Genomic DNA, 20890 nt, shown 5'->3' with positions numbered 1-20890 from the left:
TTACCCTCCGCGACCGGTCCCCAAGATCTGTGCCAGAACCCACTACTGCTCGACAAAGCCAAATGACGGATCCCTGCGTCCCGGGAGTCACGAAGCGGCGCGTCTCTCGTCAGCCGACGACTGTCCAGGTGTCTCCGCCCGCGAGCAGTGCGGCGAGGTCGCCCTTGCCGTGTTGTTCGATCGCCGTGTCGAGCTGGTCGGCCATCTGGGTGTCGTAGACGGGCCGCTCGACCGAGCGCAGTACGCCGATGGGGGTGTGGTGCAGGGTGTCGGAGTCGGCGAGGCGGGAGAGGGCGAAGGCGGTGGTGGGGGAGGCGGCGTGGGCGTCGTGGAGCAGGATGTCGGTCTCGTTGTGCGGGGTCACGGTGACGACCTTGAGGTCGCCGGTCTGCTGGTCCCGTACGACACCACGCGCGTTGTCCCGGCCGAAACGGATCGGCTGCCCGTGCTCCAGCCGGATCACCGCCTCCTCGGCCTGCTGCTTGTCCTTCAGGGCGTCGAACGCGCCGTCGTTGAAGATGTTGCAGTTCTGGTAGATCTCGATCAGGGCCGTGCCCGGGTGGGCCGCTGCCTGGCGCAGTACCTCGGTGAGGTGCTTGCGGTCGGAGTCGACGGTCCGGGCGACGAACGACGCCTCCGCGCCCAGGGCCAGCGACACCGGGTTGAAGGGCGCGTCCAGCGAACCCATCGGCGTCGACTTGGTGATCTTGCCGACCTCGGAGGTGGGGGAGTACTGGCCCTTGGTCAGGCCGTAGATCCGGTTGTTGAACAGCAGGATCTTGAGGTTGACGTTGCGGCGCAGGGCGTGGATCAGGTGGTTTCCGCCGATGGACAGCGCGTCGCCGTCACCGGTGACGACCCACACGCTCAGATCGCGCCGGAAGGAGGCGAGGCCGGTGGCGATGGCGGGGGCGCGGCCGTGAATGGAGTGCATCCCGTAGGTGTTCATGTAGTACGGGAAGCGCGAGGAGCAGCCGATGCCCGAGACGAAGACGATGTTCTCCTTCGCCAGGCCCAGCTCGGGCATGAAGCCCTGCACGGCGGCGAGGATGGCGTAGTCACCGCAGCCAGGGCACCAGCGCACTTCCTGATCGGACTTGAAGTCCTTCATGGACTGCCTGGCCTCGGCCTTGGGAACGAGCGAAAGCGCCTCGATCGTGCCCGTGCCTTCCGTGGACGTCTCAGCCATCGATGGCCTCCTTGAGCGCCGTGGCGAGCTGTTCGGCCTTGAACGGCATCCCGTTGACCTGGTTGTACGAGTGGGCGTCGACCAGGTACTTCGCCCGGATCAGCGTGGCGAGCTGACCGAGGTTCATCTCGGGGATCACCACCTTGTCATAACGCTGCAGCACCGCCCCGAGATTCCGGGGGAAGGGGTTGAGGTGCCGCAGATGGGCCTGCGCGATCGACTTGCCGGCGGTGCGCAGGCGGCGGATCGCGGCCGTGATCGGCCCGTACGTCGACCCCCAGCCCAGCACCAGCATGTCCGCCTCGTGCGGGTCGTCGACCTCGAGGTCCGGCACGTCGATGCCGTCGACCTTGGCCTGCCGGGTGCGGACCATGAAGTCGTGGTTGGCGGGGTCGTAAGAGATGTTGCCGGTGCCGTCCTGCTTCTCGATGCCGCCGATGCGGTGCTCCAGACCCGGCGTGCCCGGGATCGCCCATGGGCGGGCCAGGGTCTGCGGGTCCCGCTTGTACGGCCAGAAGACCTCGCTGCCGTCCTCCAGCGTGTGGTTCGGGCCCTGCGCGAACTGGACCCCGAGGTCGGGCAGCTCGTCCAGCTCCGGGATGCGCCAGGGTTCGGAGCCATTGGCGAGGTAGCCGTCGCTCAGCAGGAACACCGGGGTGCGGTACGTCAGCGCGATCCGGGCCGCTTCGAGGGCGGCGTCGAAGCAGTCGGCGGGGGTGCGGGGCGCGATCACCGGCACCGGCGCCTCGCCGTTGCGCCCGAACATCGCCTGCAACAGGTCGGCCTGCTCGGTCTTCGTCGGCAGCCCGGTCGACGGCCCGCCGCGCTGGATGTCGACGACCAGCAGCGGCAGCTCCAGCGAGACCGCGAGCCCGATGGTCTCGCTCTTGAGCGCCACGCCCGGCCCCGAGGTCGTGGTCACGGCGAGCGAACCGCCGAAGGCCGCGCCCAGCGCCGCGCCGATGCCCGCGATCTCGTCCTCGGCCTGGAAGGTCCGCACACCGAAGTTCTTGTGCTTGCTGAGCTCGTGCAGGATGTCCGAGGCCGGGGTGATCGGGTACGAGCCGAGGAAGAGCGGCAGGTCGGCCTGCTTGCTCGCGGTGATCAGGCCGTAGGACAGGGCCAGGTTCCCGGAGATGTTGCGGTACGTGCCGACCGGGAACGCCTTGACGGCCGGTGCGACCTCGTAGGAGACGGCGAAGTCCTCGGTCGTCTCGCCGAAGTTCCAGCCCGCGCGGAACGCGGCGATGTTGGCGGTCGCGATGTCGGGCTTCTTCGCGAACTTGGACCGCAGGAACTTCTCGGTGCCCTCGGTGGGCCGGTGGTACATCCAGGACAGCAGGCCGAGAGCGAACATGTTCTTGCTGCGCTCGGCCTCCTTCCGGGTGAGCTCGAACTCCTTCAGCGCCTCGACGGTGAGCGTGGTCAACGGCACCGGATGCAGGTTGTACCCGTCGAGCGAACCGTCCTCGAGCGGGTTGGTCGCGTACCCGACCTTCTGCATCGCCCGTTTGGTGAACTCGTCCGTGTTGACGATGATCTCCGCGCCGCGCGGCAGGTCGCCGACGTTGGCCTTCAGAGCCGCCGGGTTCATCGCCACCAGCACGTTCGGCGCGTCACCGGGCGTGAGGATGTCGTGGTCGGCGAAGTGGAGCTGGAAGGACGACACCCCGGGCAGGGTCCCGGCGGGCGCCCGGATCTCTGCGGGGAAGTTCGGCAGGGTCGACAGGTCGTTGCCGAAGGACGCCGTCTCCGACGTGAAGCGGTCACCGGTGAGCTGCATACCGTCACCCGAATCACCCGCGAACCGGATGACCACGCGGTCGACGAGCTTCACCGCCTTCACCGAGGAATGGGCCAACACTGCGGGACTCCTCACATGTTCGGACGCTGGAAGTACTGGCATGACACGCGAAAGGGCGGGCCGGCCACCAGGCGGGGGATGGCTGGCGGCCGGCCCTGTCACGGGGGTGCTTCACAGTCTGCGAAAGCAGTCTGCAAAACCTCTGGACGTCGCCTGGAGGACGGTCGTGCTCAGCTCCAGGCGATCAGGCGGCTGGGGCGCTCCAGTACCGCGGCGACGTCCGCGAGCACCTTGGAGCCCAGTTCTCCGTCGACCAGCCGGTGATCGAAGGACAGGGCCAGTGTGACGATTTGACGGGACGTCACCTTGCCTTTATGAACCCAGGGGTGGGATCCGATCGCGCCGACGGCGAGGATCGCCGCCTCCCCCGGGTTGAGGATCGGTGTGCCGCTGTCGACCCCGAAGACACCGATGTTGGTGACGGTGACGGTGCCACCGCTCAGCGCGGCGGGGCTGGTCCGCCCGGCCCTGGCCGCGTCGACCAGATCGTCCAGCGCGCCCGCGAGGGCGGCCAGCGACAGCATATGGGCATCCTTGATGTTGGGGACGATCAGCCCCCGGGGGGTGGCCGCGGCGATGCCCAGATTGACGTAGTTCTTGCGGACGATCTCCTGCGCTTCGTCGTCCCAGGAGGCGTTGATCTCCGGGTTGCGCTCGATCGCGACGAGGAGGGCCCTGGCCACCAGGAGTAGCGGACCGACCCTGCGGTCCGCGAACCGCGGTTCCCGTTTGAGTTCGCGCACCAGCTTCATGGTCCGGGTCACGTCGACGGTGACGAACTCGGTCACGTGCGGGGCGCTGAACGCGGAGGAGGTCACGGCCGCAGCGGTGGCCCGGCGCACTCCGCGCACCGGCACCCTCGTCTCCCTGGGCTCGCCGCCCGGGGCGGGCACCGGCTCCGGCGGGGCGGAGGCCGGGACGGCCGCGGTGTCCGCCGCTTTCGCGGCCGCGTGCACGTCCGCCCGCGTGATGATGCCGTTCGGGCCCGAAGGCAGGACGCAGGCGAGATCGACACCGAGGTCCTTGGCGAGCTTGCGGACCGGCGGCTTGGCCAGGACACGTCCAGGGCCGGCGGGGCGGGTGGCCGTCGGGTCCGCCGTGCGGCGCCGGCGCTTGGCGGCCTCGGGAGCGACACCGTAGCCGACGAGCACCGGTTGCCGTTGTGGTGCCGCTTGTGGCGTTTCCGGCAGTTCTGGCGCTGCCTGCACCTCCGCGTCGGCGACGGTGATGACGACCGCGCCGACGGCCACCCTCTCGCCCTCCGCACACCGAAGCTCCTGCACCACCCCGTCGAACGGGATCGGCAGTTCCACCACAGCTTTGGCCGTCTCTATCTCGCAGACGGTCTGCCCGTCGACGACGGTGTCGCCGGGCCGCACGTACCAGGTCAGGACCTCCGCTTCGGTGAGTCCCTCGCCCACATCGGGCATCCGGAACTCGAGCAGCCGGCCGACAGTGTCAGTCATAGGGTGGTCCTTCAGTACGCCAGCGAGTGGTCGACGGCGGCGAGCACACGGTCGAGGTCGGGCAGGTAATGCTCCTCGAGCCGCGCCGCCGGGTAGGGGGCGTGGTATCCCCCGACCCTCAGAACCGGGGCCTCGAGCGCGTAGAAGCACCGGGTGGTGATCCGGGCGGCGATCTCCGCGCCGGCTCCGAAGAAAACGGGTGCCTCATGCACGACGACCAGGCGGTGTGTCTTCTCCACGGAGGCCTGCACGGTGTCGAAGTCGACGGGGGACACCGACCGCAGATCGACGACTTCCAGTGAGCGGTCTTCCTCGGCCGCCGCCTCGGCGACCTCCTGGCACAGCTTCACCATGGGCCCGTAGGCCACGAGGGTCAGGTCGGTGCCGGGGCGGACGACCTGTGCCCGGTGCAGGGGCATGGGTGCGGCGGCCGAGTCCACCCCGCCGGTGTCCCAGTAGCGGCGCTTGGGCTCGAAGAAGATCACCGGGTCGTCGCTGCGGATGGCCTGCTGGAGCATCCAGTAGGCGTCCGAGGGGGTCGAGGGTGAGACGACCTTCAGCCCCGCCACATGGGCGAAGAGGGCCTCCGGGGAGTCGCTGTGGTGTTCCACGGCTCCGATGCCGCCGCCGTAGGGGATCCGGACGACTACGGGCATCCGGATCGTGCCGTGCGAGCGTGCGTGGAGCTTGGCCAGCTGGGTGACGATCTGGTCGTAGGCGGGAAAGACGAATCCGTCGAACTGGATCTCGACCACGGGACGGTAGCCGCCGAGGGCCAGCCCGATGGCCGTGCCGAGGATGCCCGACTCGGCGAGCGGCGAGTCCATCACGCGGCCCTCACCGAAGTCCTTCTGCAGGCCGTCGGTCACCCGGAACACCCCTCCGAGCCTGCCGACGTCCTCCCCCATCACGAGGACGCCGGGGTCGTCCTCCAGCGCTTTGCGTAAGGACTGGTTCAGCGCCTTGGCCAGTGTCATCGTGTCCGCGGGCATGATCATTCACTCTCCGGGTCGGCAAAGGATCGGTGGTATTCCTCGAACTGCCGCCGCTCCTCATCCACGACCGCGTGCCCTTCGGCGTACACGTGGTCGAAAACGGTCAGCCGGTGCGGGTTGGGCATGGTCCGCACCTCGCGGCGGACGCGGTGGGCGAGTTCCCGGGCCTGCTCCTCGACCTTCTCGAAGAACTCCGGCGGCGCGTGTCCAGCTTCGGTCAGATGGACGCGCAGCCGGGCGATGGGATCCCTGGCCCGCCAGTGCTCCAGTTCCGTCTGGGCGCGATACCGGGTCGGGTCGTCCGACGTGGTGTGCGCGCCCATGCGGTAGGTGAACGCCTCCACGAGGAAGGGCCCGTTGCCGTTGCGGATGTGGTCCAGCGCGAACCGGGTCACGGCGTGCACCGCGAGGACGTCGTTGCCATCCACCCGAACGCCGGGGAAGCCGTAGCCGTGGGCTCTGCGGTACAGCGGGCCGCGCAGCTGCCGGGTGACGGGCTCGGAGATGGCCCACTGATTGTTCGGGCAGAAAAACAGCACCGGAGCGTCGTGGACGGCGGCGAAAGTGAACGCCTCGGCGACATCGCCCTCGCTGCTGGCGCCGTCGCCGAAGTAGGCGACGGCCACGGCGTCACTGCCCTTCTTGGCCAGGCTCATGGCGTACCCGGTCGCGTGCAGGGTGTGCGAGCCGACGACCAGGGTGTACAGGTGGAAGTTGGACTTGCGCGGGTCCCATCCGCCGTTGGTGACCCCGCGGTACAGCTTGACCACGTCGACCGGGTCGACTCCCCGGCACCAGGCGACGCCGTGCTCGCGATAGCTGGGAAACACGTAGTCGTCGGGGCGCAGCGCGTGGGCCGAGCCGACCTGGGCCGCCTCCTGGCCCGCCAGCGGTGGCCACAGGCCCAGCTCGCCCTGTCGTTGCAGGGCGGTGGCCTCGGTATCGAAACCGCGGGACATCACCATGTCCCGGTAGAGGACGCGCAACAGGTCGGGGTCGTAGCCGGGGGTTTCCTCCGGGGACGCCAGCAAGGTGCCCTCCGGCGTCAGCAACTGCAGTGTCTCTGGTTCGTCCGGGCGGGTCATGAAGGCGTTCAGTGCGTCCGTGAAGTCGGGCGCCGCCGCCCCGCGCGAGCGGTGGCTTCTGGGCAAGGTCATGTCACTTCCATCTCGAGACGGCCCGTCGGGACCGCCGGCCGGTGCGGGTTCTCAGGGCCGGGTCCCTGTGCCGGGCCCCCGGTGATGTCGAGGGTGTGGTCCGGTGTCCAGCAGCCCTGCCAGCCCGAGTACTGCACGTCCTCGGGCCACCAGGGCGGGCCGATCGCGACGATGGCGCCGACCGCTCCCTGCGGCAGGGTCTCGCCGCCGGCTCCGGTGACGCGCAGCCGAACGGGCGGCACCGGACTGCCCGCGCCGGGCTCGTGGGGCCGTCCGCCGTCCCGGGCGAACAACTCGTGGGCGGTCCACGGCACCGCGCCGTCGGTCGGGGCGAATTCGGACCACAGCCGGGTGCCCGGCCGGGCTGCAAAGTGGCGGGAGACGAGCTCGCGCGTACAGGGGCCACCGATGAGCACCACGGTGCCGGGGCCCACTGCGGTCCCGCCGGCCCGCCGCCCGGACGGCGGGCAGGAGTCGAGGTGGCGGACGTACTCGTCCGGAGTGAGCACCGTGACGCTGTCCTCGGCACCCATGAGCGGCCACTCGGGATCCGGGCTCCACGGCGCGGTGTGCAACATCGTGCCGCAGCTGAACGCCCACCACATGGCGGCCAGGGCGGGACGGGACATGGGTTCCTGATCGATGGTCACGGTGCCGCCCGGCACACCGGCCCGGCGGCTTCGATCGGCCGCAGAGCGCAGCCAGGAACGGTGGTCGATCAGCCGGTCCGGCCCGCGGTGGTCGAGCAGCAGGTGGGCACCGCCTTCCGCCGAGGAGCGAGGCAGGGCCTGCTCCACCGGAACCGAGGCGATCTTCCGCCAGGTGGCCGGGTCGTCCAGGGCCAGCGACGGAACGCCGCGGACGTCACGGTCGTAGGTGGAGCGGCTACACAAAACGGCACGCGCCCCCGTGTCGCGCGCGGCGGCCGCCGTGCCGCCGGGTCCGCTCAGGGTTGGGACGCACACTCCCCCGGCCTTGAGCACGGCGAGCTGGGCGACGAGCGCCTGGCGGTGGTTCTCGCAGTGAACGACCAGCGGGTCGCCGAGCTGGACTCCGCCGAGGACCAGGGCCGAGGCCAGGCGGACGGCCTGGCGCTCGGCCTGGGCGTAGGTGAGCCGGTGCCAGCCGTCCTGGATCGCGACCCGGCTCGGATGCCGGTGGGCGGTGTGCGCGAAAACCTGGTCGAGGGTGAGGGCGGCCGGTGGCTGCCCGTGCCCGGGCGGGAGGGTGCGGCCCTGCCGCTTCCGCTGCTGCGTGGTCACTGATCCCCGCCGTTTCAGGAGATGAAGTCGTAGGACAGGTGGTCTTCGGTGTCGGGCCAGGTGGCGAAGCGGCGAAGCCCGTACAACAGGGGGTGCTGCTCCTCCGCCATGCGGGTGACGCGGGTGACCCGGCCCATGATCACGACATGGTCGCCGACGACCTGGTCGTTGGTGACCGTGCAGTCGGCGATGGTGTGGGCGGCGTCCACCAGATGCGGGCCGGCCGCGCCGTCGTCAGCGAGCCAGGGCACCCGGTCGAAGCGGTCCGGTGCCCCGGAGGCGAAGAGTTCGGCGGTGACCCGCGCTCCGCGGTGCAGCAGGTTCACCGCGAACCGCCGGCCGTCCTGGACGGCGTCCAGGGTCGGGCTGCCGCGGCGCATGCACACCAGCAGGACGGGGGGTTCCAGCGACACACTGCACAGCGAGGTGAGGGTCATGCCGCGGGGCAGGTCGTCGGAACCGGTGGTGGTCACGATGGTCACGCCGGTGGGGAAACCGGCCATCAGGGTGCGGAAGTCGGCGGGATTCCCGTGCATCACGACGCTCCTTCCCGGCTGGCCGTGGTGCCGGAGGACGACAGGGTGCCCAGCGCCTCCCGGATCTCGGCCACCAGGGCCTCGGTGAACGCCGGGAAGGCGTCTTTGAGGAAGTGGAAGTGACCGCCCGGGAAGAGCCTGCGCCGGAAGACGCCCTCGGTCTCGGGGGCCCAGGCCGCCGCGCCGGGAGCGGGGGCCAGCGCGTCGTCGGTCGAGGCGAACACGGTCAGCGCGCTCGACAGCGGCTCCCGCTCGGGGTCGGGCCGGTAGGAGTCCAGGGCCCGCAGGTCGGACCTGATCACCTGAAGGAACCGGTCCCTGAACTCCGGGAGTTCGTCGAGCCGGTCCGGCATCCCGCCGAGTCGTGTGAGCCGCCGGACGAACTCCATGTCGGACAGGCTGGGGTCGAGGAGGCGGATGGCGGGCTGAATGCCGGGTGCCTGCCGCCCGGAGACGCCCAGCCACAGCGGGGCGATTCCGCGGGCCTGCAGGGACCGAGCGGTCTCGGAGGCGATGACCGCGCCGAGACTGTGCCCGAACAGGGCCAGGGACGTCCCGTCGGCGAAGGCGAGCACGTCGTCGGTGACCCGGGCGACGAGCGTGTTCATGTCGGTGATCGGCGGCTCCGTGTGCCGCTTGCCGCGGCCCGGCAGGTCCAGGAGCAGCAGGTCCCAGGTGGGCGGCAGGACCCGGGTCATGGGGTGGTAGACGCTGCCGGAGCCGCCCGCGTGCGGAACAACCACCAGACGGACGGCGGGTGCGGCGACGGTCCGGGGCCGGATGAAGGCGTCGGTGCCGGTGCCGGTGTCGGTGCTGACACTCACGCGCCCACCCCCTGACCGGCCGCCGCGGTCGCGGCGATGCTTTCGGCGAGCTTGCCCAGCAGGTCGTGCAGAGGCATGTCGAGGGAGAGCTCGTCGGCGGTCATGCCGACCTCGAAGCGCTCCTCGACCCGGGTGATGAACAGGGTGGAGATGAAGGAGTCACCGCCCACGTCGAGGAAGGACAGCTCGGGGTCGAGGACTTCTGCCTGCAGGACCTCCTGCAGCAGGTCCAGGAGGTAGCGGGTCAGCGCCTCGGGTTCCAGCGACTCCGGGAGGGCGACTCCGGCCGGGGCCTCGGCGCCGGGCCCGCGCGAGGGTTCGCCCGCCGGCTCGTCGATCCAGTACGTCCTGCGGCGGAAGGGGTAGGTAGGCAGGTCCGACACAAAGCGGGCCCCGGGAGCGGACAGCGCCGCCAGGCGAAGGTCGGCTCCCGCGGTGAACAGCTCGGCGAGCGCGGCCCGCAGCAGACCGGGAGCGTCCTGCGGGCCGGCGCCGGCCAGCGGCAGGGTGGTCCGCCGGCCGTGCGCCTCCCACGAGAGGTCGATCCGGGCATCCGGACCGGGGGCGGCCTGCCCGGCTCCCTCGGCCGGTGAGGCGTGGACGCCGAGCCGGGCCAGCATGCCCCGGAGCCTCGCTGCGGGGTCCTCGGCCACGGCGTCGGCGGCCGTGCCCGCCGGGGCGTCCCGCAGGCCGGGATGGGCGTCGGCGAGGGCGGCGACCACGGCCTCGAGCTGCCCGGCCGGGCCCTCGGTGCGGAGCGTGATCCGGCGCGGGGGCTCCTGCGCGGCGGCCGTCACCACGCCCTGGGCGCGCCAGTCCGCGAGCGCCTCGGCGAGGTCGCGCGGGGTGGCTCCGACGACGGCCAGCCGGTGGGCGAAGGGTGCGCGTCCGGCGCGAAGCGTGTGGCAGAGGTCGGCCAGACGCGTGTCCTCGGCCCGACGCAGCAGGGAGCCCACCCGGTCGGCGAGCCGGTCGAGTGCCCCGTGGTCCTTGGCGCTCAAGGTGAGGAGTTCCGGGCCGTGCGAGGCGGAAGCGGGTACGGCGGGCGGCCGATGGGCCTCCAGGACGGCGTGGACGTTCGTGCCGCTCATGCCGAAGGAGTTGATGCCCGCGACCCTGCGGGACAGTTCCGCGGGCCACGGCGTGTTCCGCCGGAGCACCGTGAAGCCGAGCTGCTCCCACGGGATGTGCGGGTTCAGCTCGCCGTCGTCCGGGTGCGCGGCGGCCGGGATCACTCCGTGCTGGAGCATCAGCACGGTCTTCATCACGGACGCGATGCCGGAGGCGCCTTCGAGGTGGCCGAGCCGGGACTTGACGCTGCCGATGTTCAGCGGGGTGCCCCGGCGGCGGACCGCCTCCCCGAGCACCCCGTCCAGGGCGCCGATCTCTATCGGGTCGCCGAGCACGGTGCCGGTGCCGTGGGCCTCCACGAAGCCGACGGCGGCCGGGTCGATCCGGGCGTCGGCCAGCGCCGCCCGGATCACCTCCTGCTGGGCCGGCCCGTTGGGGGCCGTCAGACCGGACGCCGCGCCGTCGTGGTTCACGGCCGTGCCCCGGATGACGGCGAGGACCGGCCGGCCCTCGCGCTCGGCGTCGTCGAGGCGCATCAGGGCGACGACCCCGATGCCCTCGCCGCGCCCGTAACCGTCGGCGGTGGCGAGGAAGGACTTGGAGCGGCCGTCCGGCGCCAGCGCCCTCGTCTGGCAGAGCGAGACCATCAGGCTCGCGGAGAGCAGCAGGTTGGCACCGGCCGCCAGCGCGTAGCGGCACTCACCGTTGCGCAACCCCTGCACCGCGAGGTGCAGGGTGGTCATGGAGGAGGAACAGGCTGTCTCCACGCCCAGGACGGGACCCGAGAAGCCCATCAGATGGCTGATGCGTCCGGCACCGAAGCTGAGGCCGCCGCCCGTGATGTAGTACGGGTCGATCCGGGACATGTCCGAGCGGTCCTCGTTCCGCTCGCTGTACTCGGAGGTCATCATGCCGAGGTAGATCCCGACGTCGAGCCGGTCGGAGCGGCGTACCGCGATCCCGGCCCGCTCCAGCGCCTCCCAGCTGGTCTCCAGGAGCATCCGCTGCTGGGGATCGAGAAGGCGGGCCTCACGCCGGGAGACCCCGAAGAAGTCGGCGTCGAAGTCGGCGATGGTGTCGAGGAATCCGGCCCGGTCGACGTACGAGCGGCCGGGCCGTCCGACGGACGGGTCGTACACCGCGCGCAGGCCGGGCCGGTCGGCAGGGATCCCGGACAGCGCCGAGTCGGTGCCGCACAGGAACTCCCAGTACGCCTCGGGCGTGTCGATGGCCGGCGGCAGCCTCAGTCCCATGCCGACGACGGCGACGGGCGCGTGGCGTTCGTCCTCCAGTTCGGCGATCCGGGCCCGCAGCCGGCGGGAGAGCCGGAGCTGGTCCTCCATCAGAGAGCGGACGCCTTCGGCGTCCATGGCCTCGCTCATGCCTGCCTGTCTCCTTTCTGGGATACGTCGCTGTGGACGGCCTGGACGAGTTCCTCGAAGGACAGCTCTGCGAGGTCCCGGAGGTCGACGGGTTCCGGGAGTTCCGCGTGGTCCGGGGACTCCTGGCGGTCCGGCCGGTCGGGGGTGGCGGGCCGGGTGGACTCGGGGTGGAGCAGGCCGAGGATGTGGTCTGTGATGCGCGGGACCGTGGGGTGGTCGAGGGCGACGGTCGCCAAGAGGTCGACGCCGAGGGCGTGGGAGAGCCGGGTGCGCAGATCGATCACCATGATCGAGTCCAGGCCCATGTCGCCGAAGGTGGTCTCCTCGTCGAGGGCCGCAGGCTGCCCGAGGGTCTCTCCGGCGGCCTCCCGGACGAAGTCCCGCAGCGCCGCGTCGCGTTCCCGCGGGTCCAGGGCGTCGAGGCGCGCGCTGAACCAGCCGCGCGGCCGGCCGGCGCGGTCCGCGACGGTTCGGCGGACACCGTGCGTGTCGCCGCGGCCGGCGGGCACGTCCAGCAGCCGGGCGCGCGGATGGTCGCCGAGCGCCTCGGTGAACCGGTCGGGTGCGAGGTCGACGGCGATGACGCGGGCCTGCCGGGCGGTGAGTGCGGCCAGCAGCAGCGACTCGGCCGTCTCGTCGGTGAAGGTACCGATGCCGAGACGGGCGGTGGCCCGGCGCACGGTCTCCGAGGCTGCCATTCCGCCCTTGCCGCTGGGCACCCATGGCCCCCAGGCGATGCTGGTGGCGGGCATGCCCTCGGCACGCAGCATCTCGGCGAGGCCGGTCAGGTAACCGTTGGCGGCGGCGTAGACGGTCTGTCCGGCGGAGCCGAGCACGCTGGACGCCGACGAGAACAGTACGAACGCGTCGAGGTCGTGGCCGTGCAGGGCCTCGGCGAGGACGTTCGCGCCGTGCGCCTTGGCGGCGAAGACGCGCTCGGCGGCGCCGCGGTCGACGCGGCCGAAGGCCCGGTCGTCGGTGGCCCCGGCGAGGTGCAGGACCAGGCGCAGCGGCTGGTCCGCCCCGGCCTGCGCGACGGCGCGTGCGCAGTCGGCGGGGTCGGTGACGTCGCCGCGCACCACGTGGACCGGCGTGCCGGTGGCGGTGATCCGGTCGATGAGGCGGCGGGCCTCCGCGTCCGGTTCCGAACGGGCCATCAGGGTGATGCCGGAGCAGCCGTTGCGGGCGAGGACCGCTGCGGTGCTCAGCCCGAGCCCGCCGAGTCCGCCGGTGATGAGGGCGGCGCCGGTGAGGGCGTCGGCCGCGGTGCCCGCCGGGCGGGTGACGGGGACGAGCCGGCCGGTGCGGGTCCGGACGGGACCGATCTCCAGCCGGGTCTCGACGAGGCCGTCGTCGAGGACCCGGTCGAGGGTCCGCAGCAGGCCGGGGGCGTCCCAGCCGTCCGCCAGGGTCACCCGGAGCAGGCGGCGTTCGCTCTCCTCGGCCTCGACGCAGGCCAGCAGGCCCCACAGCGTCTCGCGCAGGGGAGCTTGCGGCGTGCTGTCGGCGGCCAGGACGGCGTACGGCACGTCCTCGGGCACGGCCCGCAGGGTGGCGGCGAGGTCGAGCACGGCCTCGGTCGCGGTCCCCGCGTCGGCCGGTGCGGCGGCGGTGAGGAAGCGGGCGTCGACGATCAGGTCCGGGGATTGTGCGAGCGGAGTGTCCGCGTCGATCGCGAGGGCACGGTGGCCGGCTTCCCCGGCGGCCCGGGTGAGGAGCCGTCCGGTCGGTGTGCCGACGCCGACGACGGCCACCGTCCGCGCCCGGGAGGCGGGCTCGGCGGGGTCGCCCGCGACGGGCACGTCGGTCCAGGTGAGGTCCCAGGTGTGCCGGGTGCCCTGGCGCAGCGAGGACTGCAGCACGGAGCGGGAGGCCGTGCGGAACCGGAAGCCGTCCATGGCGAGGACGGTGGCGCCGGTCTCGTCGAAGAGGTGCAGGTCGGCGGTCTCCACCTGGTGGAACCGGTCGTCGGCCGTCTCCCGCAGCTCGGCCCGGACGTGTCCCCACAGGGGCCTGCCCGGGGTGGGCCGGCCGGGGAACGACACGCGGGCCGCGGCGAACGGGATGACCAGGGCCTTCTCCTGGTCCAGCGGCTCCGCGTCGTCCTCGTGGATGGCGAAGCAGACGGAACTCTGCAGGCAGGAGTCGAGCAGGCCCGGGTGGATCTGGTAGTCCTCGGCGGGCTCGTTCATCTTCTCGGGCCAGTCGAACCGGATCAGGGCCTCGTCGCCCCGGATCCAGGCGTCCCCGACCCAGCTGAAGGACGGGCCGAGCAGGTAGCCGATGCCGCGGAGATGGCGGTAGAAGGCCTCGCCGCCGAGGTGGCGGTCGGCGTGCGCGATGAACTCCTGCGGGTCGGGCGCGGACCTGCGTCCGGCGGGGTCGGCGGTGAGCCGGCGGGCCGTCAGGTGCTCCTGCCACAGGTCGCGTTCGGGGTCGAGGAGGCTCTGCACGCTGACCGTGCGGGAACCCTGCTCGCCGTCGCGCTCGATGATCTGGAGCTCGTAGCGCTCGCCGTCGTGCAGCACCAGCGCGCGCGGGAAGTGCAGGTCCTCCAGGACCACCCGGTCGCCGTCGCGGCCCAGCGCGGACAGCACCGTGGCGGTCTGGGACGCCCCCGCCACCTGGACGGTGCCGAACAGCCGGTGGTCGTCGAGGTGCGGCGGATACACGGTGCTGCGTTCGGTGACGAACACCCGTCCCTGGATCGCGGGCGAGCGCAGCTCGGTGCCCCACGGCGGACCGGCCGGTACGGCGCCGGGCGCGGGCAGCCGGTCCCGTACGGCGGACGACGGGGCCGGTGTGCCGTCCGGGCCAGCGCTCCGCCAGTAGGAGGTCGCGGCGAACGGGTAGAGCGGGGCCGCCGCACGCGGAGTGCGGCGCGGCGCCTGCACGGCCGCCCAGTCGAGGTCCTGGCCGAACTCGTACAGCTCCTCGGCGGCGGTGGCCATGGCGGCCCGGTCCGCGCTCCCTCGCCGCAGCGAGGTCAGCAGGGCGCCCGCCGGGGCCAGACCGGCCGCGCGCACCAGGTTCACCAGGGTGCCGTCCGGGCCGATCTCCAGGCAGATGTCCACCTTCTGCTCGGCGAGCCGTCGCGCACCGTCGTGGAAGCGGACGGGGTTGCGGGCGTGCCGCACCCAGTAGTCCGCGTCGATGGTGCCGGGCTCGGCGAGCCGGCCGGTGAGGTTGGAGATCAGCGGGGTGTGCGGGTCGGCGAAGTCCAGTGCGGCGGCGGCTTCGCGCAGGCGCGGCAGGACGGGGTCGAGCAGCTGGGAGTGGAAGGCGTGCGAGACGGTGAGCCGGACGCTGCGTACGCCGTCCTCGGTGAGCCGGGCGGCGAACCGCTCGATCTCCTCGGGGGTTCCGGCCACCACGGTGGCGTCGGGGGTGTTGACGGCGGCGATGTCGAGAGGGGCGCCCGCCAGCCGTGCGAGCACCTGTTCCTCAGAGGCGCGGACGGACAGCATGGCGCCGCGCTGCGTGCCCTGCATCAGCTCGGCCCGCCGGGCGATCAGCCGCAGCCCGGACGACAGGTCCGTCACTCCGGCGTGGACCGCGGCGGCGACCTCGCCGACGCTGTGGCCCATCACCACGTCCGGGGTGACGCCCCAGGATTCCCACAGGGCGGCCAGCGCGCTCTCGAGAGCGAACAGGGCCGGCTGGGTCACCCGCGTCTCGTTCACGGCCTGCGGATCGTCGCCGTACAGGGTGAGTTCCACGAGGGAGCCGCCCAGGACGGGGGTGAGTTCGCGGTCGCAGCGGTCGAAGACCTCCCGGAAGACCGGTTCGGTCTCGTAAAGCTCGCGGCCCATGCCGAAGCGCTGGCTGCCCTGCCCCGAGAACAGGAAGGCGATGCGCGGGCGGCCGGTGACCCGGCGGTCCGGGAGCGGGACCGCCAGCTGGGCGAGGAGCTTCTCGCGTGTCTCGCCCAACAGGGCGCGGCGGTACGGGAAGTGGGCACGGCCCGCGGACGCGGCGGCGGCCAGGCCCGCCAGTTCCTCGTCGTCGGCGGCGGTCAGCCGCTCGCGCCAGGCCTCGGTGAGCCGCTCCAGACCTGATGTGTCGGGGGCGGACAGGGGGATGAGGTGCGGACTGCCGGCCGGGTCGCCGTTCGTGGCGGCGAAGGACCCGGTCGGTGCGTCGGCGAGCACCACGTGCGCGTTGGTTCCGGTGAGTCCAAAACCGGAGACGCCGGCCACACGTGGGGCTGTGCCGGAACGCCAGGGGGTGGGGGTGTCCACCACCCGGACGTTCATCTCCGCCCAGTCCACGTGCGGGTTGGGTTCCCCGAAGTGGAGGTTGGCCGGGATGAGATCGTGTCTCAAGGCGAGGACGGTCTTGAAGACGGCCGCCATACCGGCGGCCGACTCGCAGTGACCGATGTTGCTCTTGACGGAGCCGACATGGAGCGGCTCACCGAGCTTGCGGTCCGGCCCCAGGACCCGCCAGGCCGCGCCCAGTTCGATGGGGTCGCCCAGGGCGGTGCCGGTTCCGTGCGCCTCCAGGTAGGAGACCTGGGAGCCGGTGACGCGGGCGTCGGCGAGGGCGTCGGTGAGCAGGGCCTGCTGGGCCGTGCCGCTGGGGGCGGTGAGCCCGGAGGAGGCACCGTCCTGGTTGACGGCGCTGCCGCGGATCACGGCGAGCACGCGGTCGCCGTCGCGCTGGGCGTCGGAGAGTCGCTTGAGGACGAGCACACCGCAGCCCTCGGCGCGGACGAATCCGTTGGCGTCAGCCGCGAACGTCCGGCAGCGTCCGTCGGGCGACAGCATGTGCGCGCGGCTGGCGGAGACGGAGGCCATCGGATCGAGGATGACGTTGACGCCGCCGGCCAGCACCGCGTCGGACTCGCCGCCGCGCAGCGACCGCACCGCGAGGTGCAGGGCGACGAGGGAGGACGAGCAGGCGGTGTCCACGGCCATCGCGGGGCCGTTCAGCCCGAGGGTGTACGCCAGGCGGCCCGCGGCGGCGTTGAGCGAGGTGCCGGTGCTGTAGTAGGCGTCGAGGTGCTCGGCACCGGGTCCGGCCAGAACGCGGGCGTAGTCCGCGTAGCTGATGCCGACGAAGACGCCGGTGCGGGTGCCGCGCAGCGAGTGCGGGTCGGTGCCGGCGTCCTCCAGGGCATGCCAGGCGGACTCCAGGAGGAGCCGTTGCTGCGGGTCGAGGTTCTCCGCCTCGCGGCCGGGGATGCCGAAGAAGGCGGCGTCGAACCGTGCGATGTCCGTGAGGAAGCCGCCCTGATTCGTGGTGATCCAGCCGGGCTCGGGGCCGTCGTCGCCGTGGAAGACGGCGGTGTCGTACCGGCCCTCGGGGACGGGGCCCACGGCGTCGCGGCCCTCGCGGAGCAGGGTCCACAGGTCGTCGACGGAGTCGGCCTGCGGAAACCGGCCGGCCATGCCGACGATGGCGATCGGCTCGTGCGCGGTGCTCGGGGGCTCGTCGGCGGTGTCGTACGGCGTGGCGGCGGGGGCAGGCCGCTGCTGCCGCGCGGGCGGGGCCGTGTCCGGTGCGGGGGCGGGCGACGGGGCCGCGGTGGGGGCGGCGGTCAGCAGGTACTCCGCCATCCGGGTGACCGTGGGGTGGTCGAACACGTCGGCCGCGCGCAGAGTGACCTCGAAGGCCTGGCCCAGACGGCCGACCAGGTCCACGGCCATGATCGAGTCCAGCCCCAGGTCGAAGAGGCCGGTGTCGTCCTTGATGGAGTCCGCGGAGTCGAAGCCGAGTTGGCCGGCGACGATCCGGGCCACGTGAGTGCGGGCGGCGGCGGGCCGGGCGCGCTCGGGCACCGCCGCCAGCTCGGCCACGACCGACGGCTCGCGGTCGCCTGCCGCGGCCTCGCCCGGAGTGGGGTCCGGCAGGTCCGCGGAGAACAGGCCGCGGGCCCGGAAGCGGGACATGATCGAGCGGAACCGGTGGATGTCCAGCGGGCAGACGACGACGTGCCCGGAGACGGAGGGGAACGCGGCGAGGGCGGCGCGGCCGGTGGCCGCGTCCAGGGCGCCCACTCCCAGCCGGGCGAAGGTGTCGCGGCTGGCGGAGTCGGCCATGCCCGACTCGCCCAGGTCCCAGGGGCCGTACGCGATGCTGACCGCGGGCAGACCCTGGCCCGTGCGGTGTGCCACGAGGGCGTCGAGGCCGCCGTTGGCCGCGGCGTAGCCGGCGCACCGGTCGGTGCCCCAGACGGCCGAGACCGACGAGATCGTGGCGAAGAAATCCAGCGGCCAGTCGAGGGAGGCACGGTGCAGCAGCCACGCCCCCGCGAACTTGCCGCGCAGGGCGGCGGCGAACTGCGGGACGCCGGTCTCCTCGGCCGGCACGCGCTCCAGCGTGCCCGCCGCGTGCAGCACTCCACGCACGGGTGGCATGCTTTCCAGCGCGGAGCAGGCGGCTTCCACGGCCTCGGGGGTGTCGCATCCGCCCGGCCGGTAGACCGCCTCGACGCCCGCGGCGCCGAGTTCGTCGAGCAGGCCCCGTGCTTCGGGGGCCAGGTCGTCCAGCGGCCGACGGCCGATGAGCAGGAGGTGGCGGGCGCCCCGGGCGACCAGCTCGGCGGTCAGCTCACGGCCGACGCCGCCGAGGCCGCCGGTGACCACATAGGTGGCCTGGGGGACCACCTGCAGCGGTTCGGCGGACGCGGCAGTCTCGACGAGGCGGGCCGTCAGGACGGCACCGTCGCGGACGGCGGCCCGGTCCTCGGCCTGCTCCCCGCGGGCGGCGCCGTCGCTCTCCTGCGCGACGAAGTGCAGCAGGGCGTCGAGATCCGCGTCGGCCGGGTCGGCGGGCAGGTCGACGACACCGCCCCAGCCGGCGCCGAGTTCGAGGCCGAGGACGGGCGCCAGGCCGTGCAGGAGACCGTGGTCGGTCGGAACCGTGGTGTCCTCCGGACGGGTCCGGCACACGTCCCGGGTCAGGGCGAACACCCGGGGGCCGCCGCCACGGGCGGACGCGGCGACCGCGGCCGTCACCGCCGCGCACAGGGCGGCTCCGGTCTCCGTGGCATCGCTGTCCGTGCCCAGGGCGCCGTCGGCGCCGGGGAGCGGGGTGGCGCGCAGGGCCAATATGAGGGGGAGGCCGGCATCGGGGGCCGCGGCGTCCCGGTGGGCGGCCCAGGCGGCGGCGTCCGCGGGGAGTTCCGCGTACCGCCAGCCGTCGGGCAGGGCGAGGGCGGACGGCGCGAGCACCGTGCCCGGCAGGCCCAGCGCGGCGGCCCGGCCAGCCAGCGCGACGAGCAGGTCCTCGTCGTCGCCGGCGAGGACGACAGAGCGCGCGGTCGAGGTGGCCGAGGGGGCCCGGGGCCGCCACACCACCTCGTGCACGAGGGGCACGTCGGGGGCGGCCGGGGCGGCATCCTCGCGGCCCGCGGTGGCGGCGGCACCCGAGGTGTCCGCCTGCGTCTGCGGCGCGAACCGGCTGCGCTGCCACGGGTAGGGGGGCAGGTCGACGATCCTCCGGGGCAGGCCGGCACCGGCTTCCGGAACGCTTCGCGCGCCGTCCGGTGCCTCGGTGACCTCCACCTCCGGCACGGTGCGTCCCTCGGCGAGCGCCCGCAGGGCCTCGGCCGCGGACCGGGGGTCGGCCGCCGTGACGGTCACATGGACGTCCATGGGCGTACGTCCGGCGGTCGTGGTGTGCGCGAAGGCCGGGTAGTCGGCGGGAGCGAGGGCGTCCAGCGCGGAGGCGTACCGGGCGGCGCGTGCCCGCAGCGCCTCATCGGTCTTCGCAGAGATCTCGAAGCCGGTGACGGTGACGGTGACGGGCGCGGACTCGTCGGCGGGGCGGGCCGGCAACTCGTCGGCCAGCAGCGGTCCGACGATCGCATGGGCGTTGGTGCCGCTCATGCCGAACGAGCTGACCGAGGCGCAGTCACCGGACAGCGGCGACCACTCCCGCAGCGTGTCGGGCACCGTCATACCGGTGCCGGACAGGTCGATCCGCGGATTGAGATGGCGGAAGTGGACGACGGGGGGCACCTGGCGCCGGGACACGCACAGCATCGCCTTGATCAGCCCGGCCACTCCGGCGGTGCCCTCGAGATGACCGAAGTTGGTCTTCACCGCGCCGACCGGCAGCGGCGCGCCGCCGTTGCGCCGGCCCAGGGCGGTGGCCAGCGCATCCATCTCGATCGGGTCGCCGAGCGCGGTGCCGGTGCCGTGGGTCTCCGCGTAACCGACGGCCCCCGGCTCCAGTCCGGCGTCCGACAGGGCCGACTCGATGAGCGACACCTGAGCGAGGACGTTCGGTGCGGTGAACCCGCTGGACCGGCCGTCCTGGTTGACGGACGTGCCCCTGATCACGCCAAGCACCCGGTCCCCGTCGCGCAGGGCCTGGTCGAGACGCTTGAGCAGCACCACGCCCACGCCCTCGCCGCGGGTGAAGCCGTTCGCCCGGGAGTCGAACGTCTTGCACAGGCCGTCCGGTGACAGCGAGCGGGTCTCCTGGACCAGGCGCATGGTCTGCGGCGACATGATGAGGTTGGCACCCGCGGCGAAGGCGAGTTCGCACTCGCCCCGGCGCAGCGCCTGCACCGCCAGGTGCACGGCGACGAGGGAGGACGAGCAGGCCGTGTCGACGGTCATGGTCGGACCGGTCAGGCCCAGGGCGTAGGCCACCCGGCCGGCGGCGAAGTTGTGTCCGTTTCCGGTGGCCCAGTAGGCGTCGGGTTCTCCCTCGCACCATTCCCGGTAGTCCTGCCACATGACGCCCAGGTAGAGGCCGGCGCGGGCCTCGGCGAGCGTCCCCGCCGGGACGGCCGCGTGCTCCAGTGCCTCCCAGGCCACCTCCAGTAGGAGCCGGTGCTGCGGGTCCAGGTGGCGGGCCTCGCGGGGGCTGATGCCGAAGAACCCCGCGTCGAAGTCGAGGACCTCGTCGAGGAAGCCGCCGCGCTGCGGCAGTCCCCGCCAGGCGTCGGCGAAGGGGCCCTTGCGGTGCTCCGGCATGGGGCGCACCAGATCGCGGCCTTCGGCGAGGGCGGTCCAGTAGTCGTCGAGGGTATCGATGCCACCGGGCAGTCGTAGCCCTGCGCCGATAATCGCGACGGGCTGGTTGCCCCGTTGCTCGCCAAGCTGCTGCCGGAGGGAGCGGATGGTGTCCAGGGCCCGGGTGAGGGGTGTCTGCTTGCCTCCCTCGGAGGCGCTTGTCTCGTGCATC

At 72.7% G+C, this 20890-nt stretch carries 10 protein-coding genes; all 10 read right to left on the bottom strand.

From position 1 onward, the window contains the following. Positions 1–109 precede the first annotated feature (109 nt). A complete protein-coding gene (locus ACKTSN_RS40300) occupies positions 110–1189 on the bottom strand; it encodes a 2-oxoacid:ferredoxin oxidoreductase subunit beta (protein ID WP_409473592.1) in 1080 nt (359 codons plus the stop codon). Then, complete coding sequence (locus ACKTSN_RS40295; protein ID WP_409473591.1) at positions 1182–3095, bottom strand: 2-oxoacid:acceptor oxidoreductase subunit alpha; 1914 nt, start codon at positions 3093–3095, stop codon at positions 1182–1184. The genes ACKTSN_RS40300 and ACKTSN_RS40295 overlap by 8 nt, the downstream gene beginning before the upstream one ends. Positions 3096–3223: 128 nt before the next feature. Then, positions 3224–4519, bottom strand: coding sequence for a dihydrolipoamide acetyltransferase family protein (locus tag ACKTSN_RS40290; RefSeq protein WP_409473590.1), 1296 nt, complete (start codon positions 4517–4519; stop codon positions 3224–3226). Positions 4520–4530: 11 nt separating this feature from the next. After that, positions 4531–5496 (bottom strand): alpha-ketoacid dehydrogenase subunit beta, encoded by a 966-nt coding sequence (locus ACKTSN_RS40285; RefSeq protein ID WP_409475036.1) that lies wholly within the window; start codon positions 5494–5496, stop codon positions 4531–4533. A 17-nt stretch (positions 5497–5513) separates the two neighbouring features. Further along, on the bottom strand, positions 5514–6671 hold the full coding sequence (gene pdhA / locus ACKTSN_RS40280) for a pyruvate dehydrogenase (acetyl-transferring) E1 component subunit alpha (protein ID WP_409473589.1): 1158 nt from the start codon (positions 6669–6671) through the stop codon (positions 5514–5516). Further along, positions 6668–7933, bottom strand: coding sequence for an AMP-binding protein (locus ACKTSN_RS40275; RefSeq protein WP_409473588.1), 1266 nt, complete (start codon positions 7931–7933; stop codon positions 6668–6670). The genes pdhA and ACKTSN_RS40275 overlap by 4 nt, the downstream gene beginning before the upstream one ends. Before the next feature lie 14 nt (positions 7934–7947). Continuing rightward, positions 7948–8469, bottom strand: a complete 522-nt coding sequence (locus ACKTSN_RS40270; RefSeq protein ID WP_409473587.1) for a flavin reductase family protein — start codon at positions 8467–8469, stop codon at positions 7948–7950. Further along, positions 8469–9293 carry a thioesterase II family protein gene (locus tag ACKTSN_RS40265; RefSeq protein ID WP_409473586.1) on the bottom strand — a complete coding sequence of 275 codons (825 nt, stop codon included), beginning with the start codon at positions 9291–9293 and terminating at the stop codon, positions 8469–8471. Before ACKTSN_RS40265 ends, ACKTSN_RS40270 begins: the two co-directional genes overlap by 1 nt. Beyond that, on the bottom strand, positions 9290–11746 hold the full coding sequence (locus ACKTSN_RS40260) for a beta-ketoacyl synthase N-terminal-like domain-containing protein (protein WP_409473585.1): 2457 nt from the start codon (positions 11744–11746) through the stop codon (positions 9290–9292). The genes ACKTSN_RS40265 and ACKTSN_RS40260 overlap by 4 nt, the downstream gene beginning before the upstream one ends. Next, positions 11743–20889: an SDR family NAD(P)-dependent oxidoreductase gene (locus ACKTSN_RS40255; RefSeq protein WP_409473584.1), complete on the bottom strand. Its 9147-nt coding sequence runs from the start codon at positions 20887–20889 to the stop codon at positions 11743–11745. The genes ACKTSN_RS40260 and ACKTSN_RS40255 overlap by 4 nt, the downstream gene beginning before the upstream one ends. Position 20890: the final 1 nt, after the last annotated feature.

This window comes from Streptomyces flavusporus (genome assembly GCF_046267975.1).
In the GTDB taxonomy this organism is placed as follows: domain Bacteria; phylum Actinomycetota; class Actinomycetes; order Streptomycetales; family Streptomycetaceae; genus Streptomyces; species Streptomyces flavusporus.
The sequence above is the reverse complement of the archived record's forward strand: the minus strand, read 5'-3'. Positions and strand labels throughout refer to the sequence as shown.

Coding starts and splice junctions, on each gene's coding strand:
- ACKTSN_RS40255 (WP_409473584.1), bottom strand. CDS start 20,889: ATGCACGAGACAAGCGCCTCCGAGGGAGGCAAGCAGACACCCCTCACC.
- ACKTSN_RS40290 (WP_409473590.1), bottom strand. CDS start 4,519: ATGACTGACACTGTCGGCCGGCTGCTCGAGTTCCGGATGCCCGATGTG.
- pdhA (WP_409473589.1), bottom strand. CDS start 6,671: ATGACCTTGCCCAGAAGCCACCGCTCGCGCGGGGCGGCGGCGCCCGAC.
- ACKTSN_RS40270 (WP_409473587.1), bottom strand. CDS start 8,469: ATGCACGGGAATCCCGCCGACTTCCGCACCCTGATGGCCGGTTTCCCC.
- ACKTSN_RS40285 (WP_409475036.1), bottom strand. CDS start 5,496: ATGACACTGGCCAAGGCGCTGAACCAGTCCTTACGCAAAGCGCTGGAG.
- ACKTSN_RS40300 (WP_409473592.1), bottom strand. CDS start 1,189: ATGGCTGAGACGTCCACGGAAGGCACGGGCACGATCGAGGCGCTTTCG.
- ACKTSN_RS40260 (WP_409473585.1), bottom strand. CDS start 11,746: ATGAGCGAGGCCATGGACGCCGAAGGCGTCCGCTCTCTGATGGAGGAC.
- ACKTSN_RS40295 (WP_409473591.1), bottom strand. CDS start 3,095: ATGCCAGTACTTCCAGCGTCCGAACATGTGAGGAGTCCCGCAGTGTTG.